Genomic DNA, 14,945 nt, shown 5'->3' with positions numbered 1-14,945 from the left:
CTCGAAAACGCTCTAGTAAAGCCCCCCGGTTCCCGGACGCATGAAGAAGCCGCCATCGGGCTGGGCCCCATTCTGCGACGGCTGCGGGCCAGGCGCCGGGCCGCGCCCGTCGGCGTCGGCAACGCCGATGACCGAATAATTGTCCGGCGGCGCGGTGCCCGGCTTGAAGGCTTCGAGGATGGTTCCGCCGGTCTCGCCGGGGCCTGCGCGCATGCCGGTCTTGGCGACGACGCGCACGAGCTTGATGCCCGCCGGCACCTTGAACGGAACGGCCGGCTTGTCGGCGAGCGCGAGCTTGAGGAAATCGCGCGCGATCGGCGCGGCGACGTGGCCGCCGGTGGCGGCGCGGCCGAGATTGCGCGGCTTGTCGTAGCCCATGTAGATGGCGACGGCGATATCCGGCGAGAAGCCGACGAACCAGGCGTCCTTGGCCTCGTTGGTGGTGCCGGTCTTGCCGGCGACGGGTTTGCCGACGTCCTTGATGACCGTGGCCGTACCGGCCTGCACCACGCCTTCCATCAGCTCGGTGATCTGATAGGCGGTCATGGAGTCCAGCACCTGCTCGCGGCGGTCGATCAGCTGCGGCTCGGGCTGGTTCTTCCAGCCGCCCGGCGCGTCGCAGCCGCGGCATTCGCGGGTGTCGTGCTTGAAGATGGTGTGGCCGTAGCGATCCTGGATGCGATCGATCAGCGTCGGCTTCACCCGGCGGCCGCCATTGGCGAACATCGAATAGGCCGTGACCATGCGCATCACGGTCGTTTCGCCGGCACCGAGCGCATACGACAGATAGTTCGGCAATTCGTCATAGACGCCGAAGCGCTTGGCGTATTCGCCGACCAGCGGCATGCCGATGTCCTGTGCGAGCCGCACCGTGACGGTGTTGAGCGAGCGCTGCAGCGCGTTGCGCAGCGTGGTCGGGCCGTAATACTTGCCGGTCGAATAGTTTTCAGGCCGCCACACGCCGGCGCCCTGGCCCTGATCGATTTCGATCGGCGCATCGAGCACGACGGTCGAGGGCGTATAGCCGTTGTCGAGCGCGGCCGAGTAGACGATCGGCTTGAACGACGAACCCGGCTGCCGATAGGCCTGCGTGGCGCGATTGAACTGGCTCTGGTCGAACGAGAAGCCGCCCACCATCGCGAGCACGCGGCCCGTCCAGGGATCCATCACCACCATGGCGCCGGAGACTTCAGGCAATTGCCGCAGGCGATACTGGCCTTCGACCGCGTTGCCGTCCTTCGTCACCAGCGGATCAGCGTAGATCACGTCACCCGGCTGTAGCACCTGCGAAACCGCGGTCGGCGCCTTGCCCTTGGTCTTGGCCCAGCGCACACCGTCCATCGTGATGATGCCGGTCTGCCGTTCCTTGCTGACCGCGCCGCCGAGTTCGCGACCCGGCTGGAAGCCGATCCGTGCCGACTGATCGCTGGTCTCGAGCACAACAGCCATCCGCCACGGCGAGATGTCGGACAGCGACTTCACGTCGGCAAGCTTGACGCCCCAGTCACCGGAAATGTCGAGCTTGTGCAGCGCCCCGCGCCAGCCCTGCGCCTCGTCGTAATTCACGAGGCCGGCGACCATGGCCTTGCGCGCCATGACCTGGATCTTCGGATCGAGCGTGGTGCGAACCGACAGGCCGCCTTCATACAGCTTCTTCTCGCCGTAGCGTTCGAAGATGTCGCGGCGGACTTCCTCGGCGAAATATTCGCCGGCGAAGGTGTGGGCGCCGTTGGACCGGCTGGTGACGGCCAGCGGCTCCTTGCGCGCCTTGTCGGCGTCGGCCTGCTTGATCCAGCCGTTCTCCAGCAGACGGTCGATCACATAATTGCGGCGCTCGATGGCGCGGTCGCGGTTGCGGACCGGATGCAGCGTCGCCGGCATCTTCGGCAGCGCCGCCAGATAGGACGCTTCGGCCACCGTCAGCTCGTTCACCGACTTGTCGAAATAGACCAGCGAGGCGGCCGCGATGCCGTAGGCGCCGAGGCCCAGATAGATTTCGTTCAGATAGAGCTCGAGGATGCGGTCCTTGGAATAGGCGCGCTCGATGCGCATCGCCAGCAAGGCTTCCTTGATCTTGCGGGCGAAGGAGACCTCGTTGGTCAGCAGGAAGTTCTTGGCGACCTGCTGGGTGATGGTGGACGCACCCTGCGGGCGGCGGTTGGAGCCGTAGTTCTGCAGATAAAGCAATCCGGCGCGCGCCATGCCGGTGTAGTCGATGCCGCCGTGCTCGTAGAAATTCTTGTCTTCCGCGGCCAGGAACGCGTTGATCACGAGTTTCGGCACCGCCTGGATCGGCAGATAGAGCCGGCGCTCCTTGGAGTATTCGCCGAGCAGCGCGCCGTCGGCGGCATGCACGCGGGTCATTACCGGCGGCTCGTAATCCTGAAGCTGAGAGTAGTCCGGCAAGTCCTTGGAGAAATGCCAGATCAGGCCTGCCACGGCCCCGACGCCGACAAGGAACACCACCGTTCCCGCGGCGAACAGGAAGCCCATGAACCGCACCAGCAAGCGCATTATCGACGTTCCGTTCCTACCCTCCGGCGCTCAGTCGTCAGAAGCGCCTGTCCAAAAGTGCGAAAGCCTCACACAACGAAGCTTTGGCCCAGCGAGCCACCTTGCGCACGCGAGTATACAAGAGCCGCCGGACAATATGGTCGATTCTGCGGACCTGCGGTCCATTGTCTATACCGTCGCGGCTGTGGCCAAACTAGGGCTTCGGCGCAACGGCCCCGGCTTTTCAGCGAGCCGATTTCACTTTGCCGACCCGGCAGTTGCCAGCCGTTTGGCGAAGAACGTGTCGATCGCCTGCACCATCGAGCCGACCGCCTTGTTCCGCCACCCCTCGGAGACCAGGTGCTCGAGATCCCCCTTGTTGGAGACATAACCGATCTCGACCAGCACGGAGGGCACATCGGGCGCCTTCAGCACCCGGAAGCCGGCGGACTTCAGGGGATGCTTGTGCATCCGCACCGTCGCCTTCATCTCGTCCATCAGAAGACGGGCGAAGCGATTGGAGAACGTCTTGGTTTCACGCTGCGCGAGGTCGATCAGAATGTCGGCGACCTCGGTCGGCTCGTCGGTCAGGTTCACGCCGGCGATGGCGTCGGCCTTGTTTTCCGCCTCCGCCAGCCGTTCCGCCTCGGCATCGGAGGCCTTGTCCGACACCGTGTAGATCGTGGCGCCCTGGGCATCGCCCTCGCGGCGCGGCAGGGCGTCGGCATGGATCGAGACGAACAGTGCCGCGGACTGGGAGCGCGCAATCTTCACCCGATCGTTGAGCGGGATGAAAGTGTCGTCGGACCGCGTCATGACCACCCGATACTTGCCCGACTTCTCGATCCGGTCGCGCAGGGCAAGGCCAAAGCCCAGCACCAGGTTCTTCTCGGTCTGGTCGCCGGATTGCGTGCCGTTGTCGATGCCGCCGTGACCCGGATCGATCACGATCAGCGGGCGCGCGTCAGTGACCGCAACCGGCGGCAGCGCCGCAGACGTAACGGCCGGAATGGTCGCCGTGGTGGATTCGGAAATCGCCGGTTTCGATTCGGGCCGGCTCGCGGGCGCCAGCGACTGCACGAAGCTGGTGCGGTCGACCTCCTCGAAGTCCAGCACCAGCCGCGGCGGCTGGCCGTTGGCGGCTTCGACCACGTAGGAATTGGCGATCTTCGCCGGTCCTGTCAGGTCGAACACGATTCGCGAGCCGCCGGGCATGACCAGCCCGTAGCGGAAAGCCTTGACCAGGCCCCGCCCCGCCGAGCCGGTGCCGGCCGCGAGCTGAAAATCGACCTGCGGGATATCGACCACGACGCGGTAGGGGTCGGCCAGCGGGAAGGCGCGAAATTCGATCTTGCGGTCGAGGTCGAGGATGAATCGGGTCTGCTTGGCGTCGCCGGCGAGCCTGGCGCCGGATGCGACAGGGAAATTCGGGGCGCTCGCGGCCGGCGCAGGCTGGCCGTTCTGCGGTCCCTCGGCGGCGCTCGGGGCGCCGGCAATGGCAAACACCCATGTTGCGGCGCACAACAGCCCGCATCCCAGAAAAACAAGGTGTTTTGCGCGGTTCGCCACCCAATTCGTAGCCTCCCAGCTGCTTCTTACCGCATTAGAACCACACGGTTAATCGCTCCCTAATGACGCTCCGGCGAAAAGAACCGAGTGTTGCGGCGGCGTGACGCTTCCCTTGCACGCGGCGGTCAATCCACGTATGTACGAGGTGCTGACGGCTAGTACTCCCGGTTGTGTCGCGTTCAGCCTCCCGGTGCAGCGGTGGAACCTTCCTGATCGAAGATCCCGCCGTGTTTTTCCGGTCCCTCCCCAGCCAGCGCCGCGCGCGGCTGACACGGAGTGGCGGATTCAAGCCCGAGCGGCGTCCGGTCCCAGGCACACTCCCTCGCCAGAGGGACGGTTTGAGACACGGCATAACCGATTATCCGGTCCCTTGGGGCCTCGATATGCGATGGCCGGCGGGCGCTTCGGCGCCAGGCGGGGCTTTCAGCAAAAGATACGGCGGTATTTTTCGCCGCCAACATGTTTAGACGGGCCGACGCTTAATGCGCCAGACTGTATTGCCGACCAGGATCCCCCGAATGATCGCGCTGACGCGAGGTGAAAACTTCGCCCGTCGCATCATCCCGGTGAGTTCCCGTCCGGCGCTGCGCCGCGAGATGCGTTTCGGCCTTCCCCTCACCCCCGAATCAGGTGGACCGTCGCGTCACCCGGCGGCGCGATACGCGCCCATGGTTTATCGCGTCCGCCGCCGCCAAGAGTTAAGACATGCCCAACAAGATGTTGATCGATGCCACCCACCCGGAAGAGACCCGGGTCGTCGTGGTCCGCGGCAATCGCGTCGAAGAGTTTGATTTCGAAACCGCGCAACGCAAGCAACTGCGCGGGAATATCTACCTCGCCAAGGTCACACGGGTCGAACCCTCGCTCCAGGCCGCCTTCGTCGAATATGGCGGCAATCGCCACGGCTTCCTCGCCTTCAGCGAAATCCATCCCGACTATTATCAGATCCCGGTCGCCGACCGGCAGGCGCTGATCGAGGCCGAGGAACAGGCCCATCGCGAGGCCGAGGAAGAGAGCGAGAACCGCTCGCACGGCCGCCGCCGTTCGCGCCACCGCAACGCCCGCCGCCGCGGTCATGGCGAGCGCGTCCAGAGCGAGGTGATCGAGGGCGCGAACGACACGCAGGCGCTGCCCACCATCGAGGCCCACGAACATCCCGTCGATGCCGAGCATCATGAACATGATGCTGGGCACCACGATCACGGCGTGGTCGCCCAGGAAGGCCACGAACATGAGGCGCATGATCATGCGCATCACGAGGACCATGAGCATCAGCATGATCATGACCACGACGATCATGGCCACCACGATCATGGTCACGACGACCATCACGACCACGATCATGCACATGATCACGACCACGCCCCCGAGGTGAGCGAGGCGGCGGTTGCCGACGCCCCGTCCGACCCCGTCGTTGCTGTGGTCGAAGCCTCCGCCGCGTCGGCCGCGCCCGAGACCATCGACACGGTCGAGGTCAATCATGAGCCTGAGCGCGCCCATGAGGAGCAGATCGAGGAAAACGCCGCGCATGCCGACGACGCGCCGCACGTGGCTTCCGACGAGGTTCATGCCGCCGATGAGCACGCGGTCGCCGAATATGGCGCGCTCGCCGAGGTGGTCGCGCCCGAGACCGGGCCGGGCGACGAGGCCGGCGAAGACGAGGACGAGGAGGACGGCGAGGAAGCCGAAGAGGAAGTCGTCGAATCCGTCGGCGGCGACGATGTGCTGGAGGAAGTGCCGGAGCGCACCTTCCGTCCGCGCCGTCAGTACAAGATCCAGGAAGTCATCAAGCGGCGCCAGGTGATGCTGGTGCAGGTGGTCAAGGAAGAGCGCGGCAACAAGGGCGCGGCGCTGACGACCTACCTCTCGCTCGCCGGCCGCTATGCCGTGCTGATGCCCAACACCGCGCGCGGCGGCGGCATCAGCCGCAAGATCACCAGCGCGCAGGATCGTTCGCGCCTGAAGGAAGTGGTGCAGGATCTCGACGTGCCCGAGGGCATGGGCATCATCCTGCGCACGGCAGGCGCTTCCCGCACCAAGCCCGAGATCAAGCGCGACTTCGAATATCTGATCCGGATGTGGGAAACGGTACGCGACCTCACGCTGAAGTCGCAGGCCCCGACCCTCGTCTACGAGGAAGGCTCGCTGATCAAGCGCTCGCTGCGCGACCTCTACAACAAGGAGATCGACGAGATTCAGGTCGCCGGCGAATCCGGCTACCGCGAAGCCCGCGATTTCATGAAGATGCTGATGCCCGCCAATGTCGGCGCGGTGAAGCAGTATCGCGACGGCCAGCCGCTGTTCTCGCGCATGGGCGTCGAGAGCCAGCTGGACGCGATGTTCTCGCCGACCGTGCAACTGCGCTCCGGCGGCTACATCGTGATCAACCAGACCGAAGCGCTGGTCTCGATCGACGTCAACTCCGGACGATCGACGCGGGAGCACCATATCGAGGACACCGCGCTCAAGACCAATCTGGAAGCGGCCGAAGAGGTCGCCCGCCAGCTCCGGTTGCGCGACCTCGCCGGCCTGATCGTCATCGACTTCATCGACATGGACGAGAAGCGCAACAACCGCGCGGTCGAGCGCAAGCTGTCCGATTGCCTCCGGCAGGATCGCGCGCGCATCCAGGTCGGCCGCATCTCGCATTTCGGCCTGCTCGAAATGTCCCGCCAGCGCATCCGCGCCAGCGTGCTGGAGAGCTCGACCGATCCGTGCCCGCATTGCGGCGGCACCGGCCACGTCCGCTCGGTGTCTTCGGTGGCGCTGCAGCTGCTGCGCGGCCTCGAAGAGATCCTGATGAAGGGCGCGACCCACAATCTCGTGGTCCGCACCCGCACCGACGTCGCGCTCTACGTGCTGAACCACAAGCGTGGCCATCTGCGCGACCTCGAAGACTCCTTCCGGGTTTCGCTGTCGATCGTCGCGGACGCCACAGTGCACGGCCAGCAGTCCTACATGATCGACCGCGGCGAGCAGGTGCATACGCTCGAAGCGGCCAAGGCGCTGCTCGTTGCGCAGACTGCTGCGGCTCCGGCTCAGGCCGAAGAGGCCGATGACGAGGAAGAACTGTTCGAATACGAGGCCGAGATCGAGACCGACGAGACCGAGGGTCTCGCCGACGAGCGGGCGGCCGGTGATGAATCGGGCTCCGCCGAGGGCGAAGGCGACGGTCAGCGTCGCAAGCGGCGCCGCCGGCGCCGCGGCCGCGGTGGCGGCAGCGAGGCGCGTGAAGGCGCCCAGCAGCCGCGCGAGGACGGCGATCTCATGCATGTCCTGCCAGAAGGCACCGAGGCGGTTGCCGCCGCCGATGCCGAAGGTGATGAGGACGAAGGCGACGAGCAGCAGACCGCTGCCCGCGACGACCAGGCCGGCAATGGCGATCGCCGCCCGCGGCGCCGCGGGCGCCGTGGCGGCCGCCGCCGGCGCGGCAGTGGCGGACCGGATGACGGCCTCGCCGGATCGATCTCCGATGAGTTGAGCCCGGCGGCGACGTCGGAGGCCTCCGACGCAGTCGCCGATTTCGATAGCCATGATGCGGAGCCGGCTCCCTCGCTGGCGCAGCCCGAACTGGTCGCCGAGCCGCCGGAGTGGCAGCCGACCGAGGTCGCACCTGTTGAGCCGGTCGCGGCACCCGAGCCCGAAACCGCCGCGGCGTCTGCCGCCGAGGACACTGCCGAAGGTGACCGCGCGCAGCGCCGCCGTTCGACGGTGCGCGAAAAGGTCAACTTCGCATCGAGCCCACAGCCCGAGGCATCAGCGGCGCTGGTTCAAAGCCCGGCGGAGGAAGCTGCCCCTGAGCCGGCCGCGGCTGCTCCAGAACCGGCACCGGCCGCTGCGGCCGAGGCTCCGGCCCGCAAGGGCTGGTGGTCGCGCCGCTTCGGCGGCGGCAATTAGCACCACCTGCAAGTCAGAACGCCCGGCTCACGCCGGGCGTTTTTATTGAACAGGCAATCCGTTCGTCAGACGCCGGCGTAACGGAGCCTGACGGAGACGGATCCCAATGCAAAGCGCGATAGTTCTCGGCGGCGGCATGGTCGGTGTGAGCGCGGCGCTGCACCTGCAGCAGCGCGGTTGGTCCGTCACGCTCGTCGACCGCAGGGAGCCGGGCCGCGAGACCAGCTACGGCAATGCCGGGATGATCCAGGCGGAAGCGGTGCGCCCCTATCCCATGCCGCGCGACCCCGCCATCCTCGCCCGGATCGCGATGGGGCGCACCAACGACGTGCGCTACCGTCTGGCGTCGCTGCCGCAGCACGCCGGCCCGCTGCTGCGCTATTGGTGGAACTCGACGCCCGAGCGGCACCGTGAAGCCACCATCGCATGGGCGCGCCTGATCGCCTACGCCACCGCGGAGCACGACACGCTGATCCGCGATGCCCATGCCGATAATCTGATCCGCCGCGCCGGCTATCGCCTGCTGCATCGCGACCCGGCCGCGCTCGAACAGGCCATTGCAATCGCCGAGGAGAACCAGCGCGACTTCGGCGTGACGTTTCGCGTGCTTGACGGCCGCGAGCTCGCCAAGGCGGAGCCGTTGCTGCGTGACGACCTGCCCGGCGCCATTCACTGGCTTGGGCCCTGGACCGTGTCGGACCCCGGCGGGCTTGTTTCCGCCTATGCCGGACTGTTCGAGCGTCTCGGCGGCACGTTGCTGCGCGGCGATGCCCAGACGCTGACGCAGACGACGTCCGGCTGGTCGGTCGACACCAGTGGCGGCCGGATCGATGCCGCCCACGTCGTGGTCACGCTCGGGCCGTGGTCACCGCAATTGCTGCGCAAATTCGGCTATCGCATCCCGCTGGTGCGCAAGCGCGGCTACCATATGCATTACAGCGGCGGCGCGTCGCTCGACCTGCCGCTGATCGACAAGACCGGCGGCTATGCCATGGGTCCGATGGCCAAGGGCATTCGCATCACGACGGGAGCGGAGCTGACCAGTCCCGACGCACCGGCGACGCCGATCCAGCTCGGCTACGCCGAAGCGGCCGCGCGCGAACTGATCGAGATCGGCAGCCGCGTCGAGCCCGAGCCTTGGTTCGGCACCCGCCCCTGCACGACCGACATGCTGCCGGTGCTCGGGCCCGTGCCGCGCCATCGTGGGCTATGGGTGAATTTCGGTCACGGCCATCAGGGCTTCACGCTCGGCCCGGCGACCGCGCGCGTGCTGGCCGAAACGATGAACGGCGAGGCATCCGCGGTGGACACCTCGCCGTATCGACTGGACCGGTTCTGACGTCGACAAAGCGTTTTCGAGCGAAGTGGACTCCGGTTCGCGTGAAGAAAACGCGTCAAAACAAGGATCTTTAGTCCGTCGTGATCGCGGTCTCCATGTCGGTCGGATCGATCTGCTTGGCGAGGTTGGCGTTGAGCTTGTCGCGGTCGAGCTCGCCTTCCCACCAGGCCACGATCACGCAGGCGACACCGTTGCCGCACAGATTGGTCAGCGCGCGGCACTCGCTCATGAACTTGTCGATGCCGAGCACGATCGCCATGCCAGGCACGAGGCGTGGATCGACCACGGCGAGCGTCGCCGCCAGCGTGATGAAGCCCGCGCCGGTGATGCCGGAGGCGCCCTTCGAGGTCAGCATCGCCACGACCAGGATCGTGAGCTGCTGGCCGAAGGAAAGATCGACGCCGAGCGCCTGCGCGATGAACAGGGTCGCCAACGTCATGTAGATGTTGGTGCCGTCGAGATTGAACGAGTAACCCGTGGGCACCACGAGGCCGACCACCGATTTTGAGCAGCCGAGACGTTCCAGCTTCTCCATCAAGGACGGCAGCGCGCTCTCCGAGGACGAGGTGCCGAGCACGATCAGCAGCTCGTCCTTGATGTAGGCCAGGAACTTGAAGATCGAGAACCCGGCAAGGCGCGCGATGATGCCGAGCACCACGAACACGAACAGCGCCGCGGTGACATAGAACGTCGCGATCAGACCCATCAGGTTGAGGATGGCACCGGTACCGAATTTGCCGATCGTATAGGCCATCGCACCGAACGCACCGATCGGCGCCGCGCGCATCACGATCGAGATGACACCGAACACCGCGTGCGCGGCATCGTCGATGAAGCTGCGAATCGTATGGCCGCGCTCGCCGAGGCTCATCAAAGCAAAGCCGAACAGCACCGCGAACAGCAGCACCTGCAGAATTTCGCCTTGCGCGAAGGCGCCGACCACGGTGTCGGGAATGATGTGCAGCACGAAGTCGACGGACTTCTGCGCCTCCGCCTGCTTGGCATAGCCGGCGACCGCCTGCGCGTTCGCCGCCGCATTGCCGAAGCCGGAGCCCGGCTTGACGAGATTGCCGACGATGAGACCGATCACCAGCGCGAAGGTCGAGACGACCTCGAAATAGACCAGCGCCTTGACGCCGATGCGTCCGACCTTCTTGGCGTCCTGGATATGGGCGATGCCGGAGACCACGGTGCAGAAGATGATCGGAGCGATCACCATCTTGATCAGCTTGATGAAGCCGTCGCCGAGCGCCTTGATCCATTCGTTGGTGGCGAACTGAGGCCACAGCCAGCCGACGATGGCGCCGAGCACGATGGCGATCAGCACCTGGACGTAGAGGACTTTGTACCACGGCTTGCTGCCGGCGCTCGCCGGCGCAGCCGTGACAACGGTTGCCGTTGCCATGTGTCACTCCCCCTCAGAAATGGCGGAAACAGCCAAGATCAACTTGGCGGTTCAAGTCAAATGGAACTGTGTGGGCCCTGCCGCTTATCCGCGATGATCGGTCCGCCACAGTGCCGGCGAAACCACGGCACTGCGCTGCGAAACCGATCCGAAAGGCAAAGCGAACGCCGGAAGGCTCTTGGTGGCTCTTGGAGTTTGAAGGCTCCTGGAGTTCGCGGGCTATTTAAGCCAATGCGCGATCCGTGCAACTGCTTCCTGCATCTCCGGGGCCGAGCGTGCATATGAAAAACGGATGAAGGCGCGGCCGTGGATCGGATCGAAATCGACGCCGGGGGTCGCCGCGACATGCGCCTTCTCGAGCATCTCGCTGGCGAAGGCGAAGCTGTCGGCGGTGAAGTCGGAGACGTCGGCATACAGGTAGAACGCGCCGTCTGCGGGGAGGAATTTGGTCAGGCCAGCCTTCGGCAGGCCTTCGATCAGGATGCGCCGGTTTTCCTGATAGCCGTGCTTGATTTCCTCCATCTCCCGCGCCGTCGAAGGCAGCCTCTGCCGCGATCTGCGACAGCGACGGCACCGAGATCGAGAGGTTCTGTTGGAGCCGCTCGATCGGCCGCACCAGGATCTCGGGCACGACCATCCAGCCGACGCGCCAGCCCGTCATGCAAAAATACTTCGAGAACGAGTTGATCACGAGTGCGTGCTCGGACAGCGCCGCCGCCGTCACGGCTGGAAACGCGTAATCGAGCCCGTGATAGATCTCATCCGAGATGAAGCGGATGCCAGCGTCTTCCGCGGCCGCAATGAGGCCGGCGAGCGCTTCGCGGGACATCATCGTGCCCGTCGGATTGGCGGGACTGCCGACCAGCACGCCTTTCAGCGGCGCCTTGCGATGGGCGGCGATGAGCGCCTCGCCGGTCAGCGCGTGGCGCGTCTCGTTCGTGGTTTCGATCAGCACCGGCTCGCAGCCGAGCGCGGTGAGGATATGCCGGTACGGTGGATAGCCCGGCACGGTCACGGCGACGCGATCGCCGGGCTCGAACATCGACAGGAAAGCCAGGATGAAGCCGCCGGACGAACCGGTCGTGACGATGATGCGCTCCGCGTCGACCGCGCAACCATACGTGTCGCTGTAGTGCTGGGCGATGCGCGCGCGCAGCGAGGGAATGCCGAGCGCCGAGGTGTAGTCGATCCGCCCGTCCGCAAGCGCGGCCTGCGCGGCCGCGATCGCCGGCTTCGGCGCGCCTGCCGCGGGCTGGCCGACCTCCATATGGATGACACGACCACCGGCGGCCTCGATTCGGGCTGCCGCCGCCATGACGTCCATCACCATGAACGGGGGAACATCGCTCCGTCCGGACGCTGTCAACAGGCTGCTTACACGGTCTCTCGGTGTCGCTTCACGCATGGATTTCTGCTATTGCACGGCCGCTGCCGAATTCGGGTTCCCGTTACCGGCTGCCGCCCCAGACTGGCCGCATTCGGTGGCTCCTTATAACGCTTTCAGGCCAAGTGAATACCCGGTTCGCGTGAAGAAGAACTGCAAAAACAACAGATTGCGCCACGCGCCTGATCCGGTCGGGCCCGAAACCCGGACTTGTGCCGGCGCGGCCAGTCATCGCCGATAGATCGCCCATGCTGTTCCGCCTCTCGCTCCGCACCAGGACCTTCAAGCTGACCGCGCTCATGACTGCGGTTACGCTCGCGATCGGGCCCGTCGTCCCTGCGCGAGCCCAGCAAAAGGGGCCGCCGGTGCTGCGCGACACCGAGACCGAGCAGTTGCTGCGCGAATACACCCGTCCGATCCTGCGCGTCGCAGGTTTGGAGAAGCAGAACATCCAGATGGTGATCATCAACGACGGCTCGTTCAACGCGTTCGTCGCGGACGGCCGCCGCATCTTCGTCAATTGGGGCGCGATCCTGCAGTCGGAGACGCCGAACCAGATCATCGGCGTGCTCGCGCACGAGACCGGGCATCTGGCCGGCGGTCACCTGTCCAAGCTGCGCGAGCAGCTCGCCACGGCCCAGACCCAGATGATCATCGCGATGCTGCTCGGCGCCGGCGCGCTTGCCGCGGGTGCGGGCGGCCGCGGTGGCGGCAACGGTCTCTCCAGCGCAGGCGCCGCGGCGATCTCGGCGCCGCAAGCGGTCATTCAGCGCACGCTATTGTCTTATCAGCGCCAGCAGGAAGAGAACGCCGACCGTGCCGGCGTCAAGTTCCTGAACGCGACCGGACAGTCTGCCAAGGGCATGTACGAGACGTTCAAGCGCTTCACCGACGAGAGCCTGTTCGCCTCGCGCGGGGCCGACCCCTATCTGCAGTCGCACCCGATGCCGGTCGATCGCGTCTCCGCGCTGCAGGAACTGGCGCGCTCCAGCCCCTATTGGGACAAGAAGGACGATCCGGCGCTGCAGCTGCGCCACGACATGATGCGCGCCAAGATCTCGGGCTTCATGGAGCGGCAGGACACGGTCTACCGCCGCTATCCGCTGTCCAACACCAGTCTGCCGGCGCGCTACGCACGCGCGATCACGACCTATCTGCACGGCGATCTGCGCTCGGCGATCGCGCAGATCGACGGCTTGATCCAGGTGCAGCCCAACAATCCCTATTTCCATGAATTGCGCGGCCAGGCGCTGCTCGACGGCGGCCGGCCGGCCGAAGCCATCGCGCCGCTGCGCCGCGCGGTGCAGCTCTCCAGCAATTCGCCCTTGATCGAGATGCTGCTCGGCCAGGCGCTGGTCGCCTCCGACAACAAGGCCTATACCGACGAAGCGATCAACATGCTGCGCGCCGCGGTGGCGCGCGAGCCCGAGGCGCCGCTCGGCTATACCCAGCTCGCGATGGCCTATGGCCGCAAGGGCGACTATGCCCAGGCCGACCTCGCCTCGGCGCAGGCCGCTTATCTCCGCGGCGACACCAAGACCGCCCGCGACCTTGCGTCACGCGCCAAGACGCGATTCGCGATCGGCACGCCCGGCTGGGTCAAAGCTGACGACATTGTGAGCGCCAAGCCCATGCCGGGTCAGAAAAACAACTAGAAATAAACCGTAGTTCCATACAACGATCACCGAAACCGGCTCACGGCCCCGCCGTATTTTGGGCCACCGCGAACAAGGATTTTGTCATGCCAGCGCTTCGTTTTCTTGCCCCTGCCCTGCTCGCGCTCGGCGTTTGCGCCGCGCCGCTTCCGGCCTCCGCGCAGAGCTTCACCGACACCCAGCGCGGCGACATCGAGACCATCGTGCGCAACTATCTGATCGCGCACCCGGAGGTGCTCGAGGAGGCGATGAACGAGCTGAGCAAGCGGCAGGCCGCCGCCGAAGCCGAGAAGCATGAGCAGAGCGTCGCCAAGAACGCCGACACGATCTTCAACTCGCCGCGCCAGGTCGTGCTCGGCAACAAGGACGGCGACGTCACCTTCGTCGAGTTCTTCGACTACAATTGCGGCTACTGCAAGCGCGCGATGGACGACATGCTGACCATCATGAAGAGCGATCCGAAGCTGAAGGTCGTGCTGAAGGAGTTTCCGGTGCTGAGCCAGGGCTCGGTCGAAGCGGCGCAGGTCGCGGTCGCCGTGCGCATGCAGGATCCCACCGGCAAGAAATATCTCGACTTCCACCAGAAGCTGCTCGGTGGTCGCGGCGCCGCCGACAAGGCGCGCGCGCTGGCGGTCGCCAAGGAGGTCGGTCTCGACATGGCGAAACTCGAGAAGGATATGGCGAGCCCCGAAGTGAAGGCCACCATCGAGGAGAACTTCAAGCTTGCCGAAGCGATGGGCATGAACGGCACGCCGAGCTACGTCATCGGCAAGCAGATCGTGATCGGCGCTGTCGGCGTCGAAGGCCTCAGGGAAAAGATCGGCATCGCCCGCTGCGGCAAAGCGACCTGCTGATCGCCGCAAGGATAGCGCTCATTCAGAAAAATCCGGCTGCCAGGCAGCCGGATTTTTTTATTGCCGTCACCGAACCGATTCCGCGCGGGCCGCAAGCAAGGGCCGTCCCCAACGACGCAAGTCGCGCGAAGCTGAAAATACAGCGCGACCTGCTCTCGAGATCGAAGACTATTTCGGCGGCTTCAATTTCGGCGGCGGCAACGGCCAGCTCGATCTTGCGAGCATGGAGTTCTACTGGGCCTGCAGTTGAAGCAGCCGCGCATTCATCTCGCGCGTTCATCGCGCATTCACCTGAAGAACAAACCGCAAGGAACCGCAAATCAACAGGAACATCGCACATGCTCTCCCG

At 65.6% G+C, this 14,945-nt stretch carries 9 protein-coding genes and 1 pseudogene; 4 read left to right on the top strand and 6 right to left on the bottom strand.

The window, feature by feature from the left end; genetic code table 11:
• Nucleotides 1–12: 12 nt before the first annotated feature.
• The 3 genes from RX327_RS18965 to RX327_RS18955 all read right to left on the bottom strand — a co-directional run bounded on the left by RX327_RS18965 (nt 13) and on the right by RX327_RS18955 (nt 5,406).
• Entirely contained in the window at nt 13–2,514 is a 2,502-nt protein-coding gene (locus tag RX327_RS18965; protein WP_317251121.1) for a penicillin-binding protein 1A, read from the bottom strand.
• Nucleotides 2,515–2,751: 237 nt separating this feature from the next.
• Complete coding sequence (locus RX327_RS18960; RefSeq protein WP_317251120.1) at nt 2,752–4,062, bottom strand: N-acetylmuramoyl-L-alanine amidase; 1,311 nt, start codon at nt 4,060–4,062, stop codon at nt 2,752–2,754.
• A gap of 615 nt (nt 4,063–4,677) precedes the next feature.
• A complete protein-coding gene (locus tag RX327_RS18955; protein WP_317251119.1) occupies nt 4,678–5,406 on the bottom strand; it encodes a hypothetical protein in 729 nt (242 codons plus the stop codon).
• A 27-nt stretch (nt 5,407–5,433) separates the two neighbouring features.
• Here RX327_RS18955 and RX327_RS18950 point away from each other — a divergent pair, with 27 nt between their 5' ends.
• Together RX327_RS18950 and RX327_RS18945 are read left to right on the top strand one after the other, a co-directional pair.
• Nucleotides 5,434–7,959: an Rne/Rng family ribonuclease gene (locus RX327_RS18950; protein ID WP_410712170.1), complete on the top strand. Its 2,526-nt coding sequence runs from the start codon at nt 5,434–5,436 to the stop codon at nt 7,957–7,959.
• Between the two features lie 106 nt (nt 7,960–8,065).
• Nucleotides 8,066–9,298 (top strand): FAD-dependent oxidoreductase, encoded by a 1,233-nt coding sequence (locus RX327_RS18945; RefSeq protein ID WP_317251118.1) that lies wholly within the window; start codon nt 8,066–8,068, stop codon nt 9,296–9,298.
• Nucleotides 9,299–9,368: 70 nt separating this feature from the next.
• Here the strand turns inward: RX327_RS18945 and RX327_RS18940 are convergent, their stop codons facing one another.
• Both RX327_RS18940 and RX327_RS18935 read right to left on the bottom strand, forming a co-directional pair.
• Nucleotides 9,369–10,703, bottom strand: coding sequence for a dicarboxylate/amino acid:cation symporter (locus RX327_RS18940; protein ID WP_317251117.1), 1,335 nt, complete (start codon nt 10,701–10,703; stop codon nt 9,369–9,371).
• 219 nt (nt 10,704–10,922) lie between these two features.
• A pseudogene (locus RX327_RS18935) lies at nt 10,923–12,108 on the bottom strand (pyridoxal phosphate-dependent aminotransferase).
• 227 nt (nt 12,109–12,335) lie between these two features.
• Between RX327_RS18935 and RX327_RS18930 the strand changes: the two are divergent.
• Together RX327_RS18930 and RX327_RS18925 are read left to right on the top strand one after the other, a co-directional pair.
• Nucleotides 12,336–13,742, top strand: a complete 1,407-nt coding sequence (locus tag RX327_RS18930) for a M48 family metalloprotease (RefSeq protein ID WP_317251116.1) — start codon at nt 12,336–12,338, stop codon at nt 13,740–13,742.
• Nucleotides 13,743–13,828: 86 nt separating this feature from the next.
• Entirely contained in the window at nt 13,829–14,596 is a 768-nt protein-coding gene (locus RX327_RS18925; protein ID WP_317251115.1) for a DsbA family protein, read from the top strand.
• A gap of 22 nt (nt 14,597–14,618) precedes the next feature.
• On the opposite strand, the gene RX327_RS18920 is transcribed toward RX327_RS18925, so the two are convergent.
• Nucleotides 14,619–14,936, bottom strand: a complete 318-nt coding sequence (locus RX327_RS18920) for a hypothetical protein (RefSeq protein ID WP_167350428.1) — start codon at nt 14,934–14,936, stop codon at nt 14,619–14,621.
• Nucleotides 14,937–14,945: the final 9 nt, after the last annotated feature.

Source organism: Bradyrhizobium sp. BEA-2-5, from assembly GCF_032918025.1.
GTDB lineage: Bacteria > Pseudomonadota > Alphaproteobacteria > Rhizobiales > Xanthobacteraceae > Bradyrhizobium > Bradyrhizobium pachyrhizi.
Note: the sequence above shows the minus strand (reverse complement) of the source record. Positions and strands in the feature narration are given on the sequence as shown.